The sequence below is a fragment of the uncultured Acinetobacter sp. genome (genome assembly GCF_947626835.1).
Lineage (GTDB): Bacteria > Pseudomonadota > Gammaproteobacteria > Pseudomonadales > Moraxellaceae > Acinetobacter.
The window spans coordinates 25,865-49,739 of record NZ_CANQTS010000016.1 but is presented as its reverse complement, the minus strand read 5'-3'; the positions used below and the strand labels follow the sequence as shown (position 1 = coordinate 49,739).

General features: G+C 41.7%; 22 protein-coding genes and 1 pseudogene. 12 read left to right on the top strand and 11 right to left on the bottom strand.

All coding sequences use genetic code 11. The features are described from left to right. Nucleotides 1-256: 256 nt before the first annotated feature. The 3 genes and pseudogenes from Q0Z55_RS07975 to Q0Z55_RS07965 all read right to left on the bottom strand — a co-directional run bounded on the left by Q0Z55_RS07975 (nucleotide 257) and on the right by Q0Z55_RS07965 (nucleotide 3,222). Nucleotides 257-1,984, bottom strand: a complete 1,728-nt coding sequence (locus Q0Z55_RS07975; protein WP_297426736.1) for a hypothetical protein — start codon at nucleotides 1,982-1,984, stop codon at nucleotides 257-259. 106 nt (nucleotides 1,985-2,090) lie between these two features. Beyond that, nucleotides 2,091-2,930, bottom strand: a pseudogene (locus tag Q0Z55_RS07970) (magnesium chelatase domain-containing protein); the annotation flags it as partial. A 67-nt stretch (nucleotides 2,931-2,997) separates the two neighbouring features. Beyond that, a complete protein-coding gene (locus tag Q0Z55_RS07965; RefSeq protein ID WP_297426734.1) occupies nucleotides 2,998-3,222 on the bottom strand; it encodes an accessory factor UbiK family protein in 225 nt (74 codons plus the stop codon). 273 nt (nucleotides 3,223-3,495) lie between these two features. On the opposite strand from Q0Z55_RS07965, the gene glnK reads away from it, so the two are divergent. The 7 genes from glnK to Q0Z55_RS07930 all read left to right on the top strand — a co-directional run bounded on the left by glnK (nucleotide 3,496) and on the right by Q0Z55_RS07930 (nucleotide 9,618). Next, nucleotides 3,496-3,834, top strand: coding sequence for a P-II family nitrogen regulator (gene glnK / locus Q0Z55_RS07960; RefSeq protein WP_297426732.1), 339 nt, complete (start codon nucleotides 3,496-3,498; stop codon nucleotides 3,832-3,834). Between the two features lie 62 nt (nucleotides 3,835-3,896). Next, nucleotides 3,897-5,291, top strand: coding sequence for an ammonium transporter (locus Q0Z55_RS07955; RefSeq protein ID WP_297426730.1), 1,395 nt, complete (start codon nucleotides 3,897-3,899; stop codon nucleotides 5,289-5,291). 129 nt (nucleotides 5,292-5,420) lie between these two features. Continuing rightward, a complete protein-coding gene (gene nrdR / locus Q0Z55_RS07950; RefSeq protein ID WP_297426728.1) occupies nucleotides 5,421-5,888 on the top strand; it encodes a transcriptional regulator NrdR in 468 nt (155 codons plus the stop codon). A 6-nt stretch (nucleotides 5,889-5,894) separates the two neighbouring features. Further along, the gene (ribD, locus tag Q0Z55_RS07945) at nucleotides 5,895-6,977 is read left to right on the top strand and encodes a bifunctional diaminohydroxyphosphoribosylaminopyrimidine deaminase/5-amino-6-(5-phosphoribosylamino)uracil reductase RibD (RefSeq protein ID WP_297426726.1); all 1,083 of its coding nucleotides are present in this window, start codon (nucleotides 5,895-5,897) and stop codon (nucleotides 6,975-6,977) included. Next, a complete protein-coding gene (locus Q0Z55_RS07940) occupies nucleotides 6,974-8,269 on the top strand; it encodes a DNA adenine methylase (protein WP_297426724.1) in 1,296 nt (431 codons plus the stop codon). Before ribD ends, Q0Z55_RS07940 begins: the two co-directional genes overlap by 4 nt. A gap of 30 nt (nucleotides 8,270-8,299) precedes the next feature. Continuing rightward, the gene (locus Q0Z55_RS07935) at nucleotides 8,300-8,959 is read left to right on the top strand and encodes a riboflavin synthase (RefSeq protein WP_297426722.1); all 660 of its coding nucleotides are present in this window, start codon (nucleotides 8,300-8,302) and stop codon (nucleotides 8,957-8,959) included. A 110-nt stretch (nucleotides 8,960-9,069) separates the two neighbouring features. After that, entirely contained in the window at nucleotides 9,070-9,618 is a 549-nt protein-coding gene (locus Q0Z55_RS07930; protein WP_297426720.1) for a VTT domain-containing protein, read from the top strand. A gap of 38 nt (nucleotides 9,619-9,656) precedes the next feature. Here the strand turns inward: Q0Z55_RS07930 and Q0Z55_RS07925 are convergent, their stop codons facing one another. From Q0Z55_RS07925 to Q0Z55_RS07910, 4 genes are all read right to left on the bottom strand, one after another. Beyond that, complete coding sequence (locus Q0Z55_RS07925; RefSeq protein ID WP_297426718.1) at nucleotides 9,657-9,875, bottom strand: hypothetical protein; 219 nt, start codon at nucleotides 9,873-9,875, stop codon at nucleotides 9,657-9,659. Nucleotides 9,876-10,037: 162 nt separating this feature from the next. Beyond that, the gene (locus Q0Z55_RS07920) at nucleotides 10,038-10,676 is read right to left on the bottom strand and encodes a hypothetical protein (protein ID WP_297426716.1); all 639 of its coding nucleotides are present in this window, start codon (nucleotides 10,674-10,676) and stop codon (nucleotides 10,038-10,040) included. A 19-nt stretch (nucleotides 10,677-10,695) separates the two neighbouring features. Then, nucleotides 10,696-11,103, bottom strand: a complete 408-nt coding sequence (locus Q0Z55_RS07915) for a DNA polymerase III subunit chi (RefSeq protein WP_297426714.1) — start codon at nucleotides 11,101-11,103, stop codon at nucleotides 10,696-10,698. Continuing rightward, on the bottom strand, nucleotides 11,096-12,541 hold the full coding sequence (locus Q0Z55_RS07910; RefSeq protein WP_297426712.1) for a leucyl aminopeptidase: 1,446 nt from the start codon (nucleotides 12,539-12,541) through the stop codon (nucleotides 11,096-11,098). The genes Q0Z55_RS07915 and Q0Z55_RS07910 overlap by 8 nt, the downstream gene beginning before the upstream one ends. A 147-nt stretch (nucleotides 12,542-12,688) precedes the next feature. Here Q0Z55_RS07910 and lptF point away from each other — a divergent pair, with 147 nt between their 5' ends. The 4 genes from lptF (at nucleotide 12,689) to Q0Z55_RS07890 (ending at nucleotide 17,677) form a co-directional block, all read left to right on the top strand. Then, nucleotides 12,689-13,780 (top strand): LPS export ABC transporter permease LptF, encoded by a 1,092-nt coding sequence (lptF, locus tag Q0Z55_RS07905; protein ID WP_297426710.1) that lies wholly within the window; start codon nucleotides 12,689-12,691, stop codon nucleotides 13,778-13,780. 10 nt (nucleotides 13,781-13,790) lie between these two features. Further along, nucleotides 13,791-14,861, top strand: coding sequence for an LPS export ABC transporter permease LptG (gene lptG, locus Q0Z55_RS07900; protein WP_297426708.1), 1,071 nt, complete (start codon nucleotides 13,791-13,793; stop codon nucleotides 14,859-14,861). Nucleotides 14,862-14,973: 112 nt separating this feature from the next. Next, on the top strand, nucleotides 14,974-16,518 hold the full coding sequence (gene gpmI, locus Q0Z55_RS07895) for a 2,3-bisphosphoglycerate-independent phosphoglycerate mutase (RefSeq protein WP_297426706.1): 1,545 nt from the start codon (nucleotides 14,974-14,976) through the stop codon (nucleotides 16,516-16,518). A gap of 10 nt (nucleotides 16,519-16,528) precedes the next feature. Then, the gene (locus Q0Z55_RS07890) at nucleotides 16,529-17,677 is read left to right on the top strand and encodes a S41 family peptidase (RefSeq protein ID WP_297426704.1); all 1,149 of its coding nucleotides are present in this window, start codon (nucleotides 16,529-16,531) and stop codon (nucleotides 17,675-17,677) included. Between the two features lies 1 nt (nucleotide 17,678). On the opposite strand, the gene Q0Z55_RS07885 is transcribed toward Q0Z55_RS07890, so the two are convergent. Genes Q0Z55_RS07885 through Q0Z55_RS07875 form a run of 3 tightly spaced genes read right to left on the bottom strand, consistent with a single transcriptional unit; the run spans nucleotide 17,679 to nucleotide 21,315 of the window. Then, a complete protein-coding gene (locus Q0Z55_RS07885; RefSeq protein ID WP_297426702.1) occupies nucleotides 17,679-19,094 on the bottom strand; it encodes a sigma-54 dependent transcriptional regulator in 1,416 nt (471 codons plus the stop codon). A gap of 18 nt (nucleotides 19,095-19,112) precedes the next feature. After that, a complete protein-coding gene (locus Q0Z55_RS07880; RefSeq protein WP_297426700.1) occupies nucleotides 19,113-20,678 on the bottom strand; it encodes an ATP-binding protein in 1,566 nt (521 codons plus the stop codon). Between the two features lies 1 nt (nucleotide 20,679). Continuing rightward, nucleotides 20,680-21,315, bottom strand: a complete 636-nt coding sequence (locus tag Q0Z55_RS07875) for a response regulator (RefSeq protein ID WP_297426698.1) — start codon at nucleotides 21,313-21,315, stop codon at nucleotides 20,680-20,682. Nucleotides 21,316-21,542: 227 nt separating this feature from the next. On the opposite strand from Q0Z55_RS07875, the gene Q0Z55_RS07870 reads away from it, so the two are divergent. Then, on the top strand, nucleotides 21,543-22,655 hold the full coding sequence (locus Q0Z55_RS07870) for a D-alanyl-D-alanine endopeptidase (RefSeq protein ID WP_297426696.1): 1,113 nt from the start codon (nucleotides 21,543-21,545) through the stop codon (nucleotides 22,653-22,655). A 52-nt stretch (nucleotides 22,656-22,707) separates the two neighbouring features. Here the strand turns inward: Q0Z55_RS07870 and thrC are convergent, their stop codons facing one another. Then, entirely contained in the window at nucleotides 22,708-23,847 is a 1,140-nt protein-coding gene (thrC, locus tag Q0Z55_RS07865) for a threonine synthase (RefSeq protein WP_297426694.1), read from the bottom strand. Nucleotides 23,848-23,875 lie beyond the last annotated feature (28 nt).

Below are 23,875 nucleotides of genomic sequence, written 5' to 3'. Positions count from 1 at the left end.
TTTGTGTGTAGGCTTCTTCATTTGGAAATTATATCGCTGAAAAAGCCTTTACAGATAGGTTTGTGCAACAAAGCCGTACAAATCCAAGTGATTATCAAACTATAGAATTACCAATTGTAAGGTCGATGGGAAATCTTGCAACATCTCAGCATGGAAGAACATTTACATACATTCATCAAGATGCTCCTAATAATCAACCAGGTTCTATTTCATTATGGCATCTATGGTTATCCTAAATAACGATAGTTAATAATTTTTAACCTTTTATTAAAGCTTCAATTTTTTGAGATAGATCAGCGAAATTATTATTGCGGTCATGTCTAAATTTAATAATATTCCATTTTTGTTCGAAGGGGACTGTATTTAAAAAACTCCAACTACGAGTTCTAGCAAGCTTATAAAACATTAATTTAAATTCAGAATTTTCAATTTTTAAACTGCTTTTTGGATTAATAAAAATAATTGAAAGAGATTCTTTGTTTTTAGGTTCAATATCAATTAAATAATAGTACTGACCATAAAATAAAACTTCGCCAATCACAAAAGCTCTAGGGGTGAGACCATCCATTTGTAAATGCCATGATCTTAAATGGCGTATATGTCGATCAAAACGATTAACCAAACCTTCAGTTTGAGTATGCTCGTTCATAATTGGTAGTAACTTGAAATCAATTCCACTCTTGCGCAAATGAGAGAAAACTGAAAATATAAAATCTAAGTTTGCTGGTGGAAGAGTTTCTACATCATATTCTGAAATACCATTCAGTGTGGTGGTTTTTGGCCCACTACTTGCTAGATTGGAGTTATTAACTATTGAACCTATTATATTTGTGTATTCAAGATTTTCATAATGTTGTAAATCTGGTGTTTCTTTGATTATCTCTAAATCATCTGGGTAAAGAACTAACCCAGTATATTCTCTAATAGGCTCATATTGTGAAGATGGATTTCCATCATTTAATAAAACTATATTTTGAGCAGTATCATCATGTGAGTTGTTTGGTTGTGGTATATGAGTATTCCACCCTGGTTTGACCTCTTCTGCTTTATTTCCTGACTTTCTATTGTTATTTTTTCTTAATATAAGTAATTTTTTAAAAGATAGTGCTGAATATGCCGAGCATATTTCTGTCACAAAAAAAGCCTTTTTATTATTTTCTTTAAATAGAACTCTACCTTTAACATTAATTTTTAAATCGTTACTAAATGGAAAGCCAACGGCAAGAGCGTTAAGTTTTTCAGGATTTAAATTATTTGCTGAAAGTGACAGAGTGCGTTGTAAATATTTGATATTTTTTTTTGCTTCTTGGTCTGTGACTAAATTTGAGATACAAGGGGCTTCACTATCCGCATAATTTTTATGAAGGTGTATTCTAAAAATACTATCCTCATTTTCGATATATCCTGATGAGTTAAGATCTAGAAGTTGATCCATTTGCCCAAAAATAATATGTCTGGCAGCTTTCGGTGAACTGACATAACATGATTGAAAGATAACTGGACATGGAATAACTACATATTCATATATTCCAATATTAAAATATATTAATACAGGGCTTCCTTTTTTTGCAGTAGAGTTAGTGAGAGAATATTCATTGTCAGTTAAAATGGGTACCCATCCTTCTGGTTGTAGTGTTGTATAGCCTTTTGCTGTTAAATATACAAGTTCTCTTGGGTGGTTTGCATCAAAAGAAAGTTTTGTAAAAGGTGAATCATATTCCCAAACTTTAATACAATTTTTCCACACACTACCAATTTTTAGAATTTGTATATAGCCAATTTTTATATCTCTAAAAATACTATTTGAGGAACCATTTATATTGATGGCATTTTTATTTAAAATTTTGTTCTGGGGTGTGTCAGAATTAATTTGAGATAGAAAGACTCTGATTTTTGGTTCGTTTGGATCATAAGAGACTCCGCCAAACCAATCAATTCTCCAGTACTTGTCATCATTTGGGAAACTTTCAATAGCAATATTCATAATTCGAAATTATTAATAATTCTTACTTTTATAATTTCATTTTCTATGAATAATTGCAAATAAAGTGAAAAAAATAGATATAATTTTACTTATTCTGACTACTTACACCGCCCCCCACTAAAGCGATGGCTGAGGCCGTATGATGCGGTGCGCGAAAAGGGCGTGTGCCAAAGGCATGAGGCATATTTGCAACAGAATAAATGCGCGCCACTTCTAAATTTTCGTTTAAGTCTAATGGTGGCAAAATGCCAGCTAAGCGCGAGGCAAGTAAAGTTTTACCCGTCCCTGGTGGCCCTTTAAACAATAAAGAATGTCCACCTGCTGCGGCAATTTCTAAGGCGCGCCGCGGTCTTAGTTGACCTTTGACATCGGCTAAATCTAAGCTACTTGCTTCAACAGTATGCTCAGTAGTGACCATATAAGGTGCTAATAGCTCGCTCTGATTTAAATGCTGACAAACCTGCTTTAAATTGTGCGCCGCAAACACAGCAAAGTCACTAAGTTTGGCAGCCTCTGCTGCATTTTCAGCAGGTAACATCAATTGATGACCTGCTTGTTGGCAGGCAATAGCAATACTCAAAGTGCCTGTGGTGGGACGCAATTGTCCATCTAAGGCTAACTCACCAATAAATTCTAAACCTGCTGTGCTGTGTTCGGGCAATTGATCTGAAGCGATTAAAATTCCAAGTGCAATGGCTAAATCTAGGCGTGCGCCATCTTTAGGTAAATCTGCAGGGGCTAAATTAATGGTCAGACGTTTAGTAGGAAAGTTAAAACCGCTATTAATAATAGCAGAGCGTACACGATCTTTACTTTCACGCACCGCAGCTTCGGCTAAGCCAACCATGGTTAAAGAAGGTAAGCCTTGGCTAATGTGCACTTCAACTTCAATTAAAGGGGCATCTAGGCCCAACACACCACGCGTATAAATTTTCGCAAAAGACATCACACATGCTCCTTATTAGTGCATATTCACTGGATGATTTTGCTGAAAAAATGCACAAAATGAGTGCTTATTTCTGTTTTAGCTGCTGCTCTAGTGCGTCAATATGTTGCATCAGTTGCTCAAGGCGTAAATTTGCCTGTTGCAACGCTTGGCGTTGACGTTCCATTTCATCTTGCGAGACCAAATCCATTTTACTCACCGCCTCTTGTAGCAAGGCACGTAGGTTATGTTCTAGATCTTTTTTAGGTTGATCAATCTGTTGCAAAATGGCTTGGATCAAAGTTTCAAGCATGCGTAAGCCCAGTGAATAATAAAGTCATTTTAGTGTAGCACCGCTCAGGCACTTGCCCTAGTCATGATAGAAAAATACGCTTTCTTTCGATGATTTTAATCGTTATTTTCTGAGTAAATATGTATTTTTTTTAGCATTGTGACTACATGCCGACCCTTAAAATAATGTATAAATAAGCAACGTGAAAAGCCTTAACATCCCCCAACCTTAGGGCTTTGGCACGGAATTTGAACATAAAACCTTACTGGTGCAAGAAACCGAAGGACTATAAAGATGAAACTCGTAACTGCAATTGTTAAACCGTTTAAACTTGATGACGTGCGTGAAGCGCTATCTGAAATTGGCGTACAAGGTATTACTGTGACTGAAGTGAAAGGCTTTGGTCGTCAAAAAGGCCATACTGAGCTATATCGTGGTGCTGAGTATGTTGTTGATTTTCTACCAAAAGTAAAAATTGAAATCGCAATTAGTGATGAAATGGTTGAGCCTGTAATTGAGTCAATTACCCGTGTTGCAAGCACTGGTAAAATTGGTGATGGCAAAATTTTTGTCACAAATTTAGAGCAAGTCATTCGTATCCGTACCGGTGAAACAGGTGCTGACGCAGTTTAATAGGTTGGCATGAAGTTTGCTCCTTTGGGCATAACTTAAAAAAACACGGTTGGGGGAAACGAATGAAAAAGGCGCTGCTTGCGTTTGGTTTATCCAGCGCATTATTAGGTGGGTCTGCTGCCTGGGCTCAAGAAGCAACAGCAGTAGATGCACCCAATTCACCAGTCACTGTAGTGACCACACAAACAACACCATCAGATCCGATTCCTGTTGTCACAGAGAGCATGAGCAGCGTAGAAGCAGCTGAACCAGAAGCTGTGCTTGATACTGGGGACACGGCTTGGATCTTAATTTCAACTGCATTAGTTTTACTTATGACCATTCCCGGTCTTGCACTTTTTTACGCTGGTATGGTGCGTAAGAAAAACGTGTTAAGCACCATGGCGCATAGCTTTGTTGCTGCAGCAGTGGTCAGTATTACTTGGATTGCAGTCGGCTATAGTCTTGCCTTTGGTGATGGCAATGCCTTTATTGGTAACCTCGACAAAGTCATGCTCGCAGGCATTACAACAGAAACTTTAAGCGGTTCAATTCCAGAAATCTTATTTGTCATTTTCCAAATGACCTTTGCCATTATCACGGTTGCCATTATTAGTGGTTCAATTGCCGAGCGTATGAAGTTTGGTGCCTTTGTGGCCTTTATTGCGATTTGGTCAGTGGTGGTCTATGCACCGATTACCCATTGGGTATGGGGTGGTGGTTGGTTAGGTAACGATGGCGCACTTGATTTTGCAGGTGGTACGGTCGTACACATCAACTCAGGGGTAGCAGGCTTGGTTGCAGCCTATATGCTAGGTAAACGTATGGGCTTAGGGCGCGAATCTATGGCCCCGCATAACTTAACCTTAACTGTATTGGGTGCAAGTTTGCTGTGGGTGGGTTGGTTTGGCTTTAACGGTGGTTCAGCTTTAGGTGCCAATGGTTCAGCAGGCTATGCTTTGGTGGTGACCCAAGTGGCAGCGGCAGCAGCAACCTTATCTTGGCTGGTGACCGAAAAAATCGTACGTGGTAAAGCATCGGTATTGGGTGGTGCATCAGGTGCAGTGGCAGGTTTAGTGGTGATTACCCCTGCGGCAGGTTTTGTCACAGTTGGTGGTGCATTATCTATGGGCTTAATTGGTGGTGTGGTGTGCTTTTGGGGCATTACTGCATTAAAACGTATGCTCAAAGCCGATGATTCACTTGATGCCTTTGGTTTGCATGGTGTAGGCGGTATTGTTGGTGCAATCTTAACTGCTTTCTTTGCCAGTGAATTTATTATGGGTGATGCTGTACCGACCAACTTAATGCATCAACTTTGGGTGCAGGTTGAGGGTGTCTTGGCCACAGTGGCTTACTCAGCAGTACTGACCTTTATTATCTTAAAAGTATTAGATATGACGATTGGTATTCGTGTGGCATCGGATGATGAGCGCATGGGTCTTGATTTAAGTCAGCATGGCGAACGCGTCGACTAATTAAAAAACTATATATAGTATTAAACAGCCCAAAAGGGCTGTTTTTTTTCTATATCTAGCGCAAAGCTCTACAAAGATCAGATTTTTTGCTACACTCAGCGTTCAGTTTTTGGGTTCAATTTTACCGCTATGCATTGTCCATTTTGCAACGCTGCAGACAGTAAAGTCATTGATTCACGTTTGGCAGCAGAGGGTTGTCAAATCCGTCGTCGCCGTGAATGTATCAGTTGCGGTGAGCGTTTTACCACTTTTGAAAGCTACGAAGTGGTGATGCCACGGGTAATCAAATCCGATGGTAAAAATGAACCTTTTGACGAAGCCAAATTACGTCGCTCACTTATGCATGCGCTGCAAAAACGTCCTGTCACACAAGAACAAATCGAAGCGGTACTCAGCGACATTCAACTTAAAATTCGTCGTTTAGGTGAACGTGATGTCAAATCACGCACCATTGGGGAAATTGTGATGCAAGCTTTGTTTGCCATGGATCATGTGGCCTATGTGCGTTTTGCATCGGTTTATCAAGATTTCCAAGATGTTGAAGCATTTCGTCGTCAGATTGAACAAATGCAACAACGTGACCAAGATGTTGAGTAAGCGTGAATGAGTGAATTAAGCCAAGATCAAAAATGGATGCAACAAGCCATTGCCTTAGCCAAGCAAGGACAATATTCCACTAAGCCCAATCCCAATGTCGGTTGCGTGATTGTCAAAGACGGTCAATTGGTCGGTGAGGGTTTTCATCCTCAAGCGGGTCAACCCCATGCCGAAGTCTTTGCATTACGTGATGCAGGTGAGCAAGCCAAAGGTGCAACTGCTTATGTGACTTTAGAACCATGCGCGCATTTTGGACGTACACCGCCATGTGCCAAAGGTTTAGTTGCAGCAGGTGTGGCCAAAGTGGTAGTGGCGTGTCCTGACCCAAATCCTTTAGTAGCAGGCAAGGGCGTGCAAATTTTAAAAGATGCTGGTATTGAAGTTGAAGTGGGCGTGTTACAACAACAGGCACATCAACTCAATTTAGGCTTTTTAAAAGCCATGGCGACAGGTCAACCTTATGTACGCTTAAAAATTGCCTCAAGTTTAGATGGTCGAACCGCGATGGCATCGGGTGAATCTAAGTGGATTACCGGTGTTGAGGCACGTCTTGATGTGCAACATTGGCGCGCTATTTCAGGTGCGGTGATTACTGGAATTGAAACGGTTTTGGCTGATGATTGTGAACTAAACGTGCGTGATTTAGGCGAAATAGATGTAGCGCATGTGGTACAACCCAAACGTGTGGTATTAGATCGTCAAGGGCGTTTACCACTCAATGCCAAAATCTTAGCCAAGCCTGATGAGGTTATGGTGATGACACCTTATCGCCAAGAATTGGCTGATTTAGGGATTGAGCAACTTGAAGTGCAAAGTCTGCAAGATTTACTCAAAACCTTAAAAGATAAGCAAATTTATGATGTATTGGTTGAAGCAGGATCTACCTTATCAACCGCATTTTTACATGCCAATTTAGTCGATGAACTCATTAGCTATGTTGCACCGACCTTTCTAGGTCAGTCTGCACGCGCGATGTTTAACGCCGAATTTAGCCGTATGGCAGAGCAACAACGTTTTAAACTCATTGATGTTGCCCAAGTCGGCAGTGATGTACGTTTAAGACTGATTCCAATGCAAGAGACACTATGAGTTCAGAGTCATCTACGGTTTACCATAAACGTCGCCATGCGGCGCGCACCACCGATGAATACCTTTTCCATCAATTGGTACCTTATTTAGGCAATAAGCGCCGTTTATTGCATCTGATTTTAGAAGCCTTAGAAAGTACCGGCACCTTAAAGCGTGATGATGGGCGTTCGCCAATTTTTGCTGACTTTTTTGCAGGTTCGGGTGTGGTATCACGTTTGGCGCGCCAAAATGGTTATCGCGTGATTGCTAATGACTGGGAACCTTATAGTCATGCGTTAAATAGTGCAATTTTATCCTGTACTGAAGCACCTGCATTTAAAGAATTGGGTGGTTATCAAAAAGCCATTGATCATTTAAACCGTTTGCCTGAAGTTAAAGGTTGGGTCACACATAATTTGTGTCCGCGCAATGATGAAATTTATGACCCAAGCCGTGACCGTTTATTCTTTAAACGTCGTAATGGGATGCGTATTGATGCCATTCGTCAGCAAATTGCAGCATGGCAAGCGCAAGGCGCGATTGATGATGTAGAAATGAGTGCTTTACTGGCACCCTTGTTATATTCGGCAAGTTTTGTCAGTAATACCTCAGGTGTATTTAAAAGTTTCCATCATGGTTGGGGTGGAAAAACCCAAACTGCATTAGAGCGTATTGAATCTTTATTGTGGCTCACTCCAAGTCGTTTTTGTGAAGTTGGTGCCACTCAGCAACCTGCGGCAGAAGTGTGGTGTGTGGATGCGCAGCATCTTGCCAATCAAATGAGCAGCTTTGAAGTAGATGTCGCCTATTTAGATCCACCTTATAATCAGCATGCCTATAGCAGTAATTATCATGTGCTGAATGCGTTAACGCTTTGGGATCAGGTGGATTTACCTACCCCAGACACCAAAGGCTTTAAAAGTGGTATTGATCGTGCATGGCGGAAAGAACGTCCAAGTCCGTACAATTCTTCAAGATATGCCAAAGAAGCCTATGAAAAATTAGTCGCAACCATTAACGCACGTTACATCCTGACCAGTTACTCAACTGATGGTAATATTGATGCAGTAGATTTACTGCAAGCCAATTTAAAACGTGGTCGTGTGACTTTACTGACGCAAGATGTACCGCGCTATCGGGTCAGTAAGCAACGTCAATCAGAACGGGCACGTGTCTTAGAATTTATTGTGATTACCGACACACATGCTAAATCTGGTCCACCTTTACGTCAATTGTTGACGCAATTGCATCATTATGCAGAGTTAGGTGGTGTGGATACCGCAAGCGTTGCGACCCAATTGGCACTGTGGTAAAGCCCTCATTTAGCTAATAGAGAAGCGCTTATGTTTACAGGCATTGTAGAAAGTTTAGGAAAAGTAGAAAGCCTACAAAGCGTAGGAGGGGATGTACGGGTACGTATTCAAACCGATTTAGATATGTCGGATGTGCATTTAGGCGATTCAATCGCCACCAATGGTATCTGTTTAACCGTGATTGCATGGGGTGAGCATTGGTATGAAGCCGATGTATCGCGTGAGAGTTTAACCCGTAGCACATTAGGCAACTGGCAAGTCGGTCAAGTGGTCAATGTTGAAAAAGCCATGCTACCGACCACACGCTTTGGTGGGCATATTGTGTCAGGGCATGTGGACGCTGTGGGCCAAATTACTGTGGCACGCCAAGATGCACGCTCTTTATATTTTGAAGTTGAAGCACCGCGTGAGATTGCCAAATACCTAGCCGAAAAAGGCTCGGTGACTGTAGATGGCATTAGCCTGACCATTAATTACTTACGTGGCAATATTTTAAGTCTAAATTTAATCCCCCATACCGCACAGCGCACCAACATTTCTACATGGAAAATGGGCAGCAAAGTGAACCTCGAAGTGGATGTGTTAGCCCGTTATATCGAGCGCTTGTTGCTTGGAGATAAAGCTGCTGAACAACCGCAAGCTTCAAAAATCAGTATGGATTTTCTTGCAGAAAATGGCTTCTTGAAGTAAAACTAACGCAACATAGAGACAGTCTAGTTGAAAAATTAGACTGTTTTTTTATGTGAAAAATTAGATTTTAACCAAAATAGCAGGAGAGGGCACGCTATGGAAATTATGCCATGATGGAGATTTTACTGCATTTAGAGCAATGGTTGCCCATGTTACTTGAGCAATATGGAGTATGGATTTACGCCATTTTGTTTTTGGTGATTTTGGCAGAAACCGGCTCAGTGTTTATGTTTTTTTTACCCGGTGATAGCCTACTGATTGCTGTGGGTGCATTGTGTTCAACCAGTAGCGATGTACATTTACAATATATGGGCATGTTACTGTTTATTGCCGCTACGTTGGGTTACACCATCAATTATTATACCGGTCAAGTATTGGGGCTAAAGTATTTTAATCAGCATTCACGCTTTTTTAAGCCGCAATACATACAAAAGACCAATCATTACTTTGTTAAACATGGTGCCTTAACCATTTTAATTGCGCGCTTTGTGCCTTTTGTACGCTCTTTTGCACCTTTCGCTGCGGGTTCAGCACGCATGAATCCTGCACAGTTTATGTTATACAACGTATTAGGCAGTGCCTTATGGATTGGGGTATTACTGTCGATTGGTTATGGTTTAGGCAATATTGTCGGTTTTTTTAAAGATTTACTGATATAAAAAAAGCCCATCGGATATGGGCTTTTTGCTTGAATATTTTAGTGTTTCAGCACCGTTAAAGATGCTTGATCTAACCACGCTGAGCGTTGCTGCATGTCATTAATAGAAAAATCGCCTTCACTTGCTTGACGTGCCAAGTACACCGCTAAAGATTGGAAATCAGCACGGCTAATCCATAGATCTTTAGCAGTTACAACCCATTGATCGCCACTTTTTAGTGCAGCAATTTTAGTTGAAACTTGATTTAAAATATTCATAGTGACCCTATCATACTATCGTTATTGAGTACCCTCTATGCTCAGATTACGAGAATCCTTGCACTCATTTGGCTATTTTGTGACAGAAATATGTCAATTTGATGACAAATCACACAAATTTGCTGAGTATTGGCCTGAAGTATAATAGGGCATGTTTTTGGTTTATGGTGATTCTTGGTGCGAAATTTCACTTGAAAATGCACTATTTTGTAGCACCAAATTAATTTCTTCTTTGGCAGCCGCTTGTAATAAACGACGTAACTCATTGACTTTAGCTTCAATGGCAGCTTCAGCTTCAAGTTCTAAACGTAAGCGTACACTTTCAAGTTCAGACAACATGCTGGTGTCTGGCAGATGCACAGCTTTATTAAAAGCTGTGTAAATATGCTCAGGATTTTTTTGGTAGCGTGCCACATAGGTGTTAAGCGCTTGAGTTTGTTGTTGGCGTAGTACCTGTAAAACTTGCAGTTGTTGTTGTTGGGCAGTGTGTTGCTGTTGCTCAAGCTCAGCGGCTTGCTTGGCCTGTACAGCACGTTTTGTGGCAAGTTGTTGTTCAAGTAGTAAACGCTGTTTTAAGCGTTTGGCTGCAATCAGTTCGGCTTGATAGTCCACATAAGCTTGTTGAATGCGTTGTTTGGATTCAACTGCATGATGTTGATCTTGCTCAAGCCAAGTCTGGCTATCAACTTCAGGTTGTAAGAGATCACAAATTCGGGCGAGGTCGTCTAAATAGACCTGACGTACCGACGTTGGTGTAGCCAACCAACGCTGTTTAAAATCTTGACTGACGTTTAAGCGCACCGAGGATCTCCTTTAAGCTTTATAATTTGAACGTACGTGGTTCAATTCCAAGACGACGATAATGTTTAAATTTTTCTCGGCCTAAAGTTTTGGCATCCGAATGATTTTCAACAATTTCAATAATGTGGCTAAAGGCCTGACATTGTTCAAGTGCAGTAGGGTTAAAATTAAACACAATCCAATCTTGTGCATCGGGCAATTGTGCCGAAATGCAAATCGTGGCGTTGGGTTGATCAATGCCATGCGGCAAGAAACTCACCGCATCAAAACTCCATAGCGCCTCATCGAGCTGCTGTTGCAACTGTAAATCTTGCACATACAGCCAAATTTTTGCAGGTTGCTTCAGAATTTTTCGGCATAAACGACAGGTGATTTCCACCTGTCGTTCATTGCTGTTTTCAAACAGATAAAAGCTAACTTTAGCCATTGTTGGCACGATTAGCGATCAGTTGCATTAATAAAGGTACAGGACGGCCTGTAGCACCTTTATTGGCGCCTGAATTCCACGCACTGCCTGCAACGTCTAAATGCGCCCAACGATAATCACGGGTAAAGCGTTGTAAGAAACATGCTGCTGTGACTGACCCTGCTTTTGGCCCACCAATATTGGCAATATCGGCAAATGGTGAGTCTAATTGTTCTTGATAATCATCAATCACCGGCATACGCCATACACGGTCAAAGGCAGTTTTACCCGCACTTTCAAGCTCTTGTGCCAATTCATCATCTGGGGTAAACATACCAGTGAGTACTGAACCCAATGCCACCACACATGCACCGGTTAAAGTGGCAATATCCACGACAATGGCTGGGTTAAAGCGTTTTACATAAGTTAAAGTATCGCATAACACCAAACGCCCTTCGGCATCGGTATTTAAAATTTCAACCGTTTGACCGCTCATGGTGGTCACAATATCACCCGGACGTGTTGCACCGCCTGATGGCATATTTTCAGCCGCAGCAATCGTACCGACCACATGAATTGGGAGTTTAGCTTGGCAAAGCGCACGCATCGTGCCTAACACTGAAGCTGCCCCACACATGTCGTATTTCATCTCGTCCATGCCAGCGCCCGGTTTTAATGAAATACCACCGGTATCAAAGGTAATGCCTTTACCCACCAAGACGATAGGTGCTTCTGAACGCTCGGCTTGATATTCAATATTAATGATACGTCCCGGACGATCTGAACCTTTGCTGACCGCCAAGAATGCGCCCATACCCAAATCAGCCATTTGCTGCTCATCAAGCACAGTGACTTTAATTAAATCAGGGAATTCAGCAGCTAAAGCTTGAGCTTGATCGGCTAAATATTCAGGGAAACAAATGTTACCCGGACGGTTGCCTAAATCACGCGCATAGTTTTGTCCCAATTCAATCGCTTCAACTAAATTAAGTTGTTCTGTTGTTAACGGGCTGTCTTTGGCAATTAAACTGATTTCATTTAACAGGAAGTCATTTTTTTTCGATTTAAATTCATCAAAGCCATAGGCCGCTTGCGTGAGGCTTAATGCAAATAAATAATGCAGCTCGCTTGGTAATGCCGAAATATCAATACTGATGTGAGCGAATTTTTTTTGTGTTGCTTTAATAATGCTTTGCGCAATCTTTGCCAATTTATTTGGATTTAATTCGCTCGCTTTAGCTACACCCACTAAGGCACTATTTGGCGCTGCATCAATCTGGGCAATTAAAGGCAGAGTTTCATTCAAGCTTGCTTTAAACTGGGTTGCTTCAATGAGTTTTGCCAAGTCAGTGATCGAATAAGTTGCTGCTGCCTGTTGTACTTGTTCAGAATCAACTAAAATCCACAAAGATTGGCTAAACGTATTCTGAGTGAATGACGTATTCATATTAAGTTTCATATACGGTATTCAGGCCTTTTTAAAATTTTATGATTCATTAAACCACTGAAACTTGCCAAAGGGTAGAGTTTCAATAAGCAGGTTTTATATTTTCAACATTCGGGTAAACTAATAGCAGTTTATTCGGGCATTTTTGGAAGAATTCATTTGATTATTCGGCGTTATCTGGTCAAGCAAGTCGTGTCGACCTCCTTGGTGGTGATTGCTTTACTGACCTTAATTATGATGGGCGGTCGACTGATCAAATACTTTGGTGTGGCGGCGCAAGGTCGTTTAGATGCCAGTATTTTATTTAGTATTATCGGCTATCGTTTACCTGAATTTTTAACCTTAATTCTTCCATTGGGCTTTTTTATTGGCTTGATGTTGGTATTTGGGCGTTTATATGTTGACCATGAAATGGCGGTGCTCAATGGCAGCGGCATCAGTCGTAACCGATTAGCACGCTTGTTGGTGCCCATGACGGTGGTGTTCTTGGCGGTACAAGCGGCGTTAATGTTGTGGATGGCGCCGTGGGGTATTCGTCAATTTGAACAGCTCACCAGTACCCAAGCGGTACGTACTGGCTTTGATTTGGTGCGTCCGAAAGAGTTTATTTCATCAGGTCAATACACCATTTATGCAGGCTCGTTATCGGATGATCGTAAAAATTTAAAAGATATCTTCTTCTATCAGCGAGCCAGCCAAGAAGGTAAACCTGATGTGATGATTTTGGCGCAAGAGGCCACCCGAGTCGAATTTGCCAATGACAATGCCAGTGTGGTGGATTTAACCGCAGGGCGTCGTTATGAAATTTACCCGGGTACGGCCAAATATAGCCAAGCTGAATTTGAAAATTATCGTTTACGTTTAGAAACGGATAAAGAAGCCAAATTTGAAAGCACCGAAGTTGAAGCGTTAAAAACCACAGAACTTTGGAAAAACCGCCAAGACCCCGTGGTGGCAAGCGAGTTAGGTTGGCGTGTATTTGTACCTTTTGCGATTGTGATTGCTTTAATTTTAGCCACAGCTTTATCTGAGGTAAGTCCACGTCAGGGACGTTATTTAAAACTGTTTCCTGCGTTACTGATTTTTGCCAGTTTGATTGTGGCATTAATGGCGGTGAAAACCCGAATTAGTAAACAAGAAATGGGCATTTGGGCCTATCCATTGGTGCTGTTTGTCTATGCCGCAGCAGGTATGTTGTTTTCGCGCAAACAAAGTTTGGCGCCTAAACTTCGTAAAAAGTTAGCTAAGTGAGGTCATAAAAATGCTTGCACGTCGTATTGTTGCCAAACATGTGACCCGAACTACAGCTTTAGCGATGTTAGGGGCAACTGCAATTTTATCGGGCTTACAAATTTTATTTACCTATTTAGGTGAATTAGGTGAGCTTAAAGATGGCTATGGCGCATGGCAGGCGTTGCTGTATGTGCTTTGGGGTGCACCGAGTGCCTTATATGAAATTTTACCGATTTCAGCCTTAATTGGTGCCGTTTTGGGTTTAGGCACACTGGCTTCCAATAGTGAACTGATTGTCATGCGTGCCGCAGGGGTGAGTTTGTGGCGTATTGTCGGTTGGGTCATGCGTTCGGCTTTATTACTGGTGGTTTTATCTTTTGCCTTAAGTGAATGGGTCATTCCGTATAGCTCTGAGCAAGCCAAAAGCGTCAAAAGCCACCGTGCAGCCGCAGAACTAGGTGAGGTCAAAGGTTATTGGACGCGTGAAGGGCAACGCTTTATCTACATTGATTATGCCAATGCCCAAGGTGAGTTACGTCATGTGCAAGTAACTGACTTTGACAATGACTATCGTCTACGTGGCACGCTGAATGCAGAACAAGGGCAATTTGTGCAAGATGGTCAATGGCGTTTACAGACCACGCAAGAGATGAATATTTTAGCCCAAGGTAATGCAAGTTTGACCAAACAGGCCAATAGCGATTTATCTTTAGCCTTACAACCTAAATACGTATATATGGTCACGATTGACCCTGAGGATTTATCACCGAGTCAATTGGTGAGCTTTATGGGTTATATGCATGAATATAGCCAAGTACCAAAAACCTATCAATTGGCGTTTTGGCAAAAAGTCGGTGCACCATTTGCGCTGATCGCTTTGGTGGTGATTGCTTGTTCATTTATTTTTGGACCCTTGCGTCAACAATCCATGGGCTTTCGTTTGGTGATTGCTTTATTTGTAGGTTTAACTTTTTTTTATTTACAAGATTTCTTGGGCTATGCAAGTTTGGTGTATGCACCATCACCGGCATGGTTTGTATTTATTCCGATTATTTTAATGTTTGTGGTGGGCGGTTATTTGCTGCATCGTGCACGCTAAACCCCACATCCAAGCATGGTGCTTTACGGTTTTAAGCCTAAAGCCAAACATAGAGTCTGATCCTAAAATTGGGTAAGATAGAGTTTAATTTGTAGACACAAGAGTATTGGTTATGACGGATGCAACTGCTGGCAAAATCCCACACGTATTGGTAATTATGGATGGTGTGGGTCACCGCGAAGCAATTGAAGATAATGCGTTTTTAGCGGCTGCACGCCCAAATTTAACGGCAATGCAGCAAAAACATCCGCATGGTCTAATCTCAGGTTCAGGCGAAGATGTAGGCTTACCTGATGGTCAAATGGGTAACTCAGAAGTGGGCCATATGAACCTTGGCGCAGGTCGTGTTTTGTATCAAGATTTTACCCGAATTACCAAAGACATCCGTACTGGTGATTTCTTTAATCACGAGGTACTTGTCGATGCTGTAGAAAAAGCCAAAGCCTCAGGTGGTGCGGTACATTTATTGGGTCTGTTGTCCGAAGGCGGTGTGCATTCTCACGAAGACCACATTGTCGCAATGGCGGAACTTGCGCTTAAACGCGGTGCTAAAGTGTATTTACATGCCTTCTTAGATGGTCGTGACACACCACCACGTAGTGCTGAACCATCATTACAAAAACTAGATGCGTTATTTGCCAAGTACCCAAATCAAGGTCGTATTGCGACTATGATTGGTCGTTACTTTGCCATGGATCGTGACAATCGTTGGGATCGTGTTGAACAAGCGTATCGCTTATTAACAGAAGGTGAGGCGACCCGTACAGCAGCCACTGCTGTGGAAGGTTTAGCACAAGCTTATGCAGCCGATGAATCAGATGAATTTGTTAAAGCCACTCTTATTGGTGATGCTGCAACAATTCAAGATGGTGACAGCATTGTATTTATGAACTTCCGTGCCGACCGTGCACGTGAGTTAACCCGTGCTTTTGTAGAAACTGACTTTGCTGGTTTTGAACGTAAAGTAGTCCCTCAGTTGGCTAAATTTGTGATGCTTACACGTTACCAAGCCAGCATTAATGCACCTGTGGCATATATGCCTGAAGATTTGGTCAACTCCATTGGTGAATATTTATCTAATTTAGGTAAAACCCAATTACGTATTGCCGAAACAGAAAAATATGCGCATGTAACCTTCTTCTTTAGTGGTGGCCGTGAAGATGAATATCCGGGTGAAAAACGTATTTTGATTCCATCGCCAGACGTAGCCACTTATGATTTAAAACCTGAAATGAGCGCCATTGAAGTGACCGATGAATTAGTCGCTGCGATTCACTCAGGTGAGTTTGACCTTCTTGTGGTGAACTATGCCAATGGTGATATGGTTGGACATACGGGTGTATTTGATGCAGCAGTCAAAGCAGTTGAAGCAGTCGATACGTGCTTAGGTCGTGTTTATGATGCAGTGATGGCCAAAGGCGGTCATATGCTCATTACTGCCGATCATGGTAATGTAGAGCAAATGCAAGATTACCAAAGCGGTCAAGTGCATACGCAACACACCACAGAGCTTGTGCCATTTATTTACGTGGGTCCAACCCAAGCAGAAATCGCACAAGGCGGTGTTTTGGCAGATGTTGCACCAACATTGCTGAGCCTGATGCAGTTACCTGTTCCTGCTGAAATGCAAGGTCGTAACTTAATTACATTAAAATAAGGAAAAGGTCATGACCCAATGGAAATCTATAGCATTGGCTTGTGCGATGTGTAGCAGTTTGGGTCATACCGCGGTCGATTCGGGAGGTTTTGCTCCCGAATTTGAACCGGCTTATACCGAAGTGCCGGTTGAATCCATTCAAGAATTTGTACAAATCTATGGCCTAGTCAAAGAAAACTATGTCGATGAACAAAATGATCAACACTTATTTCAACTTGCCATTCAAGGTATGGTGGCAGGCTTAGACAATTATTCTCGTTATTTATCTGCCCAAGACTACACCCAACTAATTCAATATACCGAAGGCGAAATCGCTACGGTTGATTTTGAACTTGAATATCACCAACAACATCAACAATGGGTGATTGCTGGTTTGGATCGCAATGCTGATTCTACCAAACAAGGCCTACGTAATGGTGTAACAGTCTTTAAAATTGATGATCAAGAACTCAAAAATTTAAACCAAGATCAAGTCAATGCTCTACTCACAGGACCGATTGCCTCAAATTTAAACCTGCAATTGGCAAGCAATAGTCAACAACTTAAAATTGTACGTAGTAAAAAAATTGATACCGCTATTCAAAGCCAAATGCTGCCCAATCAGGTTTTGGTACTTAAAGTACAAGTGTTTCAACAAGATACCGCCAATGAAATTAAAAATATTATCGAGCAATATGCAGCAGATGCCCCTAAAGCGGTATTGATTGATTTACGCAATAATCCCGGTGGTTTACTCTCGGCTGCGGTAGAAACTGCGGATTTATTTTTGGATCAAGGTTTAATTGTCGTGACCAAAAGTCGCGTAGAAGGCGAGCAGCAATTTCAGGCCTTACCAAGTCATGAATTTAGCAACCTTAAACTTGGTGTGCTCATTAATCAGCGCTCAGCCTCAGCCGCAGAAGTGTTTACCGCAGCCATGAAAGCACATAAACGTGCTTGGGTCATGGGGGAGAAAAGCTATGGTAAAGGTATGGTACAAAAACTATTTCCTTTATCTAATGGCGCTGCGTTACAAATGACGGTGGCACATTATTACACCCCCAATGGGCAAATGATTGAAGGTGTGGGTATTCAGCCCAACCAAAGCTATGCGATGCAATTGGGTATGAATGAGCAACATTATCTTGAGCGTGTGGCTGAGTTATTATTGGCGCACTAAGTCATTCATCTTCGGTGTCTAAACCAAATTTCTTTAAGCGATAACGCAGCGACCGAAACGACATACCGAGCTTTTTAGCCGCCAATGTGCGGTTCCAATGGGTCATATTTAAAGCATCAAGTAAAATCTGTTTTTCGATATTTTCTAAATGCTGTTCCAAACCTTCTTGTGGTAGTTTCTGTTTAGCCTGTAGTACAGGTTGCTGTGCAATGCTTGGGCTGGCTATGTTGGCTTCGATTACAGGAGTAGACGTACTGCGTAGAGTAGAGGCTTGTAAGTGTTCAACTTCAATTTCTGTGCTGTCACATAAGGTCAGCGCACGTTCCATCAAATTACGCAATTCACGCACGTTGCCTGGAAAATGCTGTTGCAGTAAAAAATTGGCTGCCGCGGCACTTAAATGTTTACGTGGGATCTGCCATTCTTGGCTAATTTTTTCAATAAAATGCCGTGCCAATAATAAAATATCATCGCCACGCTCACGTAATGGCGGTAACTGAATGTCCATGACATGAATACGGAAAAATAAATCTTGTCTAAATTTACCTTGCTGGACCAATTGCTCTAAATTTTGGTGCGTGGCACTAATAATACGAAAATCTACCTCAATTTCGCTGTCACTACCAATAGGACGGATGCGCTTTTCTTGTACTGCACGTAGTAGCTTAACTTGCATAGTCAGCGGTAATTCGGCCAATTCATCTAAAAATAAACTGCCGCCGTGCGCCGCTTGAATCAAGCCCTGTTTATCTTGGTTTGCACCAGTAAAACTGCCTTTTTTATGCCCAAACAGCTCACTTTCCATCAGCTCAGAAGGAATAGCACCACAGTTAATCGCAATAAAAGGGCCATGACTGCGGTTACTTAAAGAATGTACCAAATTGGCAACCACTTCCTTACCCGTACCGGATTCACCGTGAATAAATACTGGTGCTTGCGAGCGTGCAATTTTTTGAATGGTTTGACGTAAATGTTGAATGGCTGGTGATTGTCCAAGCAACATTTGTTCTTCTATCAGTTGTTGTTTGGGGGCATCAGCTGCGTGAATCGGACGATTAAGGGCTTGATTGAGTAAATGTTGTAACTCAATTTGATTGACTGGTTTACTGACAAAATCAAAAGCCCCTGCTTTTAAGGCAGCAATCGCAATATCCATATTGCCATAGGCACTGAGTACCGCAACTGGCAATTGCGGATGGTATTGGCTAATATAACTGACCAACTGTAGCCCTGAGCCATCTGGCATATTTAAATCAGTTAAACAAGCATCATATTGATGTTCTTTTAATAATTGCTTGGCTTGTTTCACCCCATTGGCAATATGGCTGTCGATTCCCATTCGACTTAAGCTCATTTGCATCAGCATACATAAATCTTCTTCGTCATCGACGAACAATACGAGTGGTTTGACGTCCACTGTGACACCCCAATTAATTTAAGCAAAATTGACGCGGAGGCATTCAATACGAAAGCATGCGCCTTGTTGTTGTTCTACATAATACAGTTTGGCCTGATTGGCTTCACAAAAGCTATGTGACAGATACAAACCTAAACCCGTACCGTTAATTTCGGTACTAAAAAATGGTTGAAATAACGAGGCAATATCTGCGCTTGCGACGCCTGCACCAAAGTCACGTACTTCAATACGCACATGATTATGCTGAGTATAAACATGTAATTCAATCTTGTGCGGACTAGATTGATTATGGTGTAAGCCATTACGCAATAAATTCACCAATACCTGACGCAGTTGATCTTCATCAAAATAAATTGCCACATCTTTTTCAATCACGCTATTGATCTGATCGCGTGCATAAGAAAAATCTTCTTCTAAACATAGCGGAATAAATTCTTCTAACCGAATCACACTGCTTTTGGTTTCGCGGTTGCGCACCATATTTAAGGTATCTTTAACGATACGATCAATGCGACTGGCTTGTTTGGCAATTAAATCGTTCAGCATGATTTGCTGATCAGGATCACTGTCACGCATTAACTCATTGGCTTGAACAATGGCAGCCAAAGGGTTACGAATTTCATGCGCAATACTGGCGGAGAGTTGCCCAAGCGCTGCAAGTTTGAGTTGTTGTACACGTTGATTAATAGTGCGTGCATCCTCTAACACTAATAGTGTTAAAGTTTGATTGGGAATACGAAGCTTTTGAATCCGTACATGCAATTGATACAAGCTTTGTTTGGCTTCAAATTGAAATTTTTCGCCTTCAATTAAACGCTCTAAATGTAAAACATCAAATAACTCTGGTTGTACGCTATATAACGGTTGTTTTTCGTAAGCATGAATCGGTGCAATACCTAAAAAATCACAAGCTGCCGGTGTGGTCAGAATCACGTGATAATTCTCGTCCAAAACCAAATAGCCACTTTCAATTTGATCCAAAATATAGCTACTAATATCTTGTAAACGGCGTAGCTGCTGCGCTTGGGTTAAATTGACATTTTCGAGTACTTCAAAACGCCGAATTGCAAATTGACCTAAGGCATACACACAAAAAAACAGTACAGCCAGTAAAGCACTGTTACTAATATTATTTAAAGAGTGTGAGGTGGCAAAAAATGAGCCAATAAAGTGTTGATAAACCACACAAATCACTGCAACCAAGGTCACAGAGAGCGCTTTATGTTTTTCTAGCAGCAATGAAGCTGTGAAAATGGTCATCACAAACATCAGGCTAATTTGTAAATTAGTACCATCACCAATAAAAATTAAGCTGGTTAAAATGGCAATATCCACAATAAATAAGGCAAGCAGTTGATAACTTGCCGCAACATGGGAATAGCGCAGCATTAACCACTGTACGGTACTGCAGATAAAGTACAAAAACAGAATAAACAGCTGCGATTGTGCGTAAGAAACAGCTAAAGTATCGCTATAATGCCCAACCGATGCGATCAGCAATAAGCTAAAAGAAATTAAAAAACGATAGGACGCATACCAGCGTCCTAAATAATAGCGATTTAGTTGAAGATTGCCATTTGCCATATTAAGGTTTAATCAGACCGTAACGAATGGCTAAGTGAGTCAGTTTGACATCACTATCGATATTGAGTTTTTCAAAAATACGATAGCGATAAGTATTCACAGTTTTTACACTCACAAATAGTTTATCGGCAATTTCTTGTGCGCTAATACAGTTGACTACCATCATTGCCACTTGCATCTCACGTTCTGATAAAGCATCAAAAGGTGATTGCTGTGTGTCAGATAAATAAGAACTGGCCAATTGTTCTGCAATATCAGCACTAAAGTATTTACCGCCTTGCATGACTTTTTTAATGGCACGTACCATCTCAGTCACAGGTGCACCTTTGGTAATATAGCCTTTGGCACCGGCTTTAAGTAATAAAGACGGATAGGGCTCTTCAGCCAAGCCACTGACGGCCAATACCTTGGTATCAGGTGCACTTTGTAATAAACGGCGTGTGGTTTCAACTCCACCAATCCCCGGCATATTGACATCCAATAACACCACGTTGGGATGATGTTGACGAACTAAATTAATCGCCTCTTCACCAGATTCTGCTTGCCCAATCACTTGTACATCAAGATGGTCTTCGAGCATACGGCAAATGCCGGTGCGAACTAACTCATGATCATCTACTACAAGAACTGTGATCACTGGCTTCTCCCTCTGAATGATTTTTCATCTTTTTTGTTACATAACGCAAAATTAGCTTGCAATGAAACGACAAAATTAGCAATCCTATCTGTATTCCAAACCCAAGTGATAGGCAGAATGTGACAGTTGCGAGATTTGTACATTTTGTGGCTCACTGTATGTAAATGTAAGGCATATTTGAGGTAATACGCAAATGTATCTTACCTCCTTGAGATGAGTAAGTGATTGTGAAAAAATTTAACAAATCGTTAAAGCATGTGTTGAGCCTATCAGTGCTGCTTGGTATGAGTTCGACTGGTTTTGCAGAACTCATTGTCAATTCTTCTTCAGGGAGCACAGCACAGGCCAACATCGCGTGGTCATCAGAACAAGCCAGTCAATTTTTAAATAACGAAGAAGCTTCACCTCAAGGCTCTGTGACTGCAACCACCACTTTACGTGCGCCCACTCAAGCCAGCACGACTTTAACTGCGCCAAGTGAAAGTACCACCAAGATTACCACCAGTGTGCGTAGCGTAGATGGTGTAGTAACGCAAGGTGAAGCAAAAAAAACCATTCAAATTTTAGATACCAACCGTTATAGCAATCAACCTTCGGTCAATGCACGTGCCGCTTTGGTGATGGATGCCAATACTGGCGAAGTGTTATATAGCAAAAATACCAATGCTGCATTGCCGATTGCATCTGTGACCAAGCTGATGACTGCTGTGGTGATTACTGACGCACGTTTAGATATGAATGAAACCATTACCTTGCAATCTGTTGACTTTGCAGGGGCAGGCGGTAAAAACTCAAGCTCCACTTTACGTGTGGGCGATAAGATGAATCGTGCTGAAGCATTGTTATTCGCTTTAATGAAATCTGAAAATCCTGCTGCAGCTGCGTTAGGACGTACTTATCCGGGGGGTAAGAGTGCTTTTGTTGCTGCAATGAATGCCAAAGCTAAAGAGTTGGGCATGCACAGTAGCCGCTTTATGGAAGCCACGGGTTTACATCCTGCTAACGTTGCATCGGCACGTGATTTAGGTGTGTTGGTGAGTACGGCATCGCAATATGGTTTGATTCGTCAGTTTTCAACCACGCCAACCTATGACTTTAATTTGGGTTACCGTGTACTTAAATCTAATAACACCAATGGTTTAGTACGTAATGGTGGTTATAACATTAATTTGTCTAAAACAGGCTTTATTAATGAAGCAGGGCGTTGTGTCGTGATGCACACCACTTTAAATAACCGTCCAGTGGCTTTGGTGATTTTAGGCGCAAGTAATACTGAAGCGCGTAATAATGATGCGATTCGCTTAATGAATTGGACCAGCAATTTACCTAAAGCAATTTAAGTTTTAATCATAAAAAAGCCCTGCATGTGCAGGGCTTTTTTTACAACATGAATTACATGTTATTTAAAATTGAATCACGAACTTGATCTAAAGTTGCGTCAATAGACAGCATCACTGCATCAGAACATTGTTTGATTGCTGTATCTGGATCTTTAAGACCATTACCGGTAACGGTACATACGATCACAGAACCCTCAGCAATTTTGCCAGCTTTAATGTCACGGATTGCACCGCCCACAGATGCCGCAGAAGCAGGTTCTACAAAGACACCTTCATACATAGAAAGCAGACGTTGTGCTTCTAAGATTTCAGCATCAGTTAATTCATCAAACCAACCATTTGAATCACGTACTACTGCTTTTGCATGGTTCCAGCTTTGTGGATTACCAATACGAATTGCTGTTGCAACAGTTTCAGGGTTTTCAACTGGCGCACCACGTAAGAATGGCGCAGCGCCAGATGCTTGGTAACCTGCCATAATTGGCAAGCCTGCAGGTTTTGGACCTGTGAAGGCATCTGTTGCAGGGTCGTAAACCACTTGCTCAAATTCACCTACAGGTTGGTTGGCTACAGCTTCTGTGTAACCCATCCAATGTGCTGTAATGTTACCTGCGTTACCGACTGGTAAGCAGTGGTAATCTGGTGCACGACCAAGCTCATCAACGATTTCATAAGCAATGGTTTTTTGACCTTGTAAACGGTACGGATTGATTGAGTTTACAATCGTCACTGGTGCTTTGTCGGCAATTTCTTTCACAAGACGCATACCGTCGTCAAAGTTACCGCGAATTTGCATCGTGATTGCACCATACATCATCGCTTGCGCCATTTTACCCATGGCAATTTTGCCTTCAGGGATTAAAACGAAGGCTTTCATACCGGCACGCGCCGCATAAGCTGCTGCCGCAGCTGACGTATTACCTGTAGATGCACAGATAATCGCTTTAGAACCTTCTTCAGCAGCTTTTGTTACCGCCATGGTCATACCACGGTCTTTAAATGAACCAGTCGGGTTTAAGCCCTCATACTTCACATAAATTTCAACATTTTTGCCAATAATGCGCGGAATATTCGCAAGCTTAATCAGTGGGGTATTACCTTCGCCGAGTGATACAGCAGGGGTAGTTGCAGACACTGGTAAACGGTCGCGATAGCGGTCAACTAAACCAGTATAACGATTGGCATTCGACATGATGATGTTCCAATTGTGTGTAGAGCTT

What these genes read in the sequence shown, in the direction of transcription:
- Q0Z55_RS07975 (WP_297426736.1), bottom strand. Translation starts at nt 1,984, where the DNA reads ATGAATATTGCTATTGAAAGTTTCCCAAATGATGACAAGTACTGGAGA.
- Q0Z55_RS07965 (WP_297426734.1), bottom strand. Translation starts at nt 3,222, where the DNA reads ATGCTTGAAACTTTGATCCAAGCCATTTTGCAACAGATTGATCAACCT.
- glnK (WP_297426732.1), top strand. Translation starts at nt 3,496, where the DNA reads ATGAAACTCGTAACTGCAATTGTTAAACCGTTTAAACTTGATGACGTG.
- Q0Z55_RS07955 (WP_297426730.1), top strand. Translation starts at nt 3,897, where the DNA reads ATGAAAAAGGCGCTGCTTGCGTTTGGTTTATCCAGCGCATTATTAGGT.
- nrdR (WP_297426728.1), top strand. Translation starts at nt 5,421, where the DNA reads ATGCATTGTCCATTTTGCAACGCTGCAGACAGTAAAGTCATTGATTCA.
- ribD (WP_297426726.1), top strand. Translation starts at nt 5,895, where the DNA reads ATGAGTGAATTAAGCCAAGATCAAAAATGGATGCAACAAGCCATTGCC.
- Q0Z55_RS07940 (WP_297426724.1), top strand. Translation starts at nt 6,974, where the DNA reads ATGAGTTCAGAGTCATCTACGGTTTACCATAAACGTCGCCATGCGGCG.
- Q0Z55_RS07935 (WP_297426722.1), top strand. Translation starts at nt 8,300, where the DNA reads ATGTTTACAGGCATTGTAGAAAGTTTAGGAAAAGTAGAAAGCCTACAA.
- Q0Z55_RS07930 (WP_297426720.1), top strand. Translation starts at nt 9,070, where the DNA reads ATGATGGAGATTTTACTGCATTTAGAGCAATGGTTGCCCATGTTACTT.
- Q0Z55_RS07925 (WP_297426718.1), bottom strand. Translation starts at nt 9,875, where the DNA reads ATGAATATTTTAAATCAAGTTTCAACTAAAATTGCTGCACTAAAAAGT.
- Q0Z55_RS07915 (WP_297426714.1), bottom strand. Translation starts at nt 11,103, where the DNA reads ATGGCTAAAGTTAGCTTTTATCTGTTTGAAAACAGCAATGAACGACAG.
- Q0Z55_RS07910 (WP_297426712.1), bottom strand. Translation starts at nt 12,541, where the DNA reads ATGAAACTTAATATGAATACGTCATTCACTCAGAATACGTTTAGCCAA.
- lptG (WP_297426708.1), top strand. Translation starts at nt 13,791, where the DNA reads ATGCTTGCACGTCGTATTGTTGCCAAACATGTGACCCGAACTACAGCT.
- gpmI (WP_297426706.1), top strand. Translation starts at nt 14,974, where the DNA reads ATGACGGATGCAACTGCTGGCAAAATCCCACACGTATTGGTAATTATG.
- Q0Z55_RS07890 (WP_297426704.1), top strand. Translation starts at nt 16,529, where the DNA reads ATGACCCAATGGAAATCTATAGCATTGGCTTGTGCGATGTGTAGCAGT.
- Q0Z55_RS07880 (WP_297426700.1), bottom strand. Translation starts at nt 20,678, where the DNA reads ATGGCAAATGGCAATCTTCAACTAAATCGCTATTATTTAGGACGCTGG.
- thrC (WP_297426694.1), bottom strand. Translation starts at nt 23,847, where the DNA reads ATGTCGAATGCCAATCGTTATACTGGTTTAGTTGACCGCTATCGCGAC.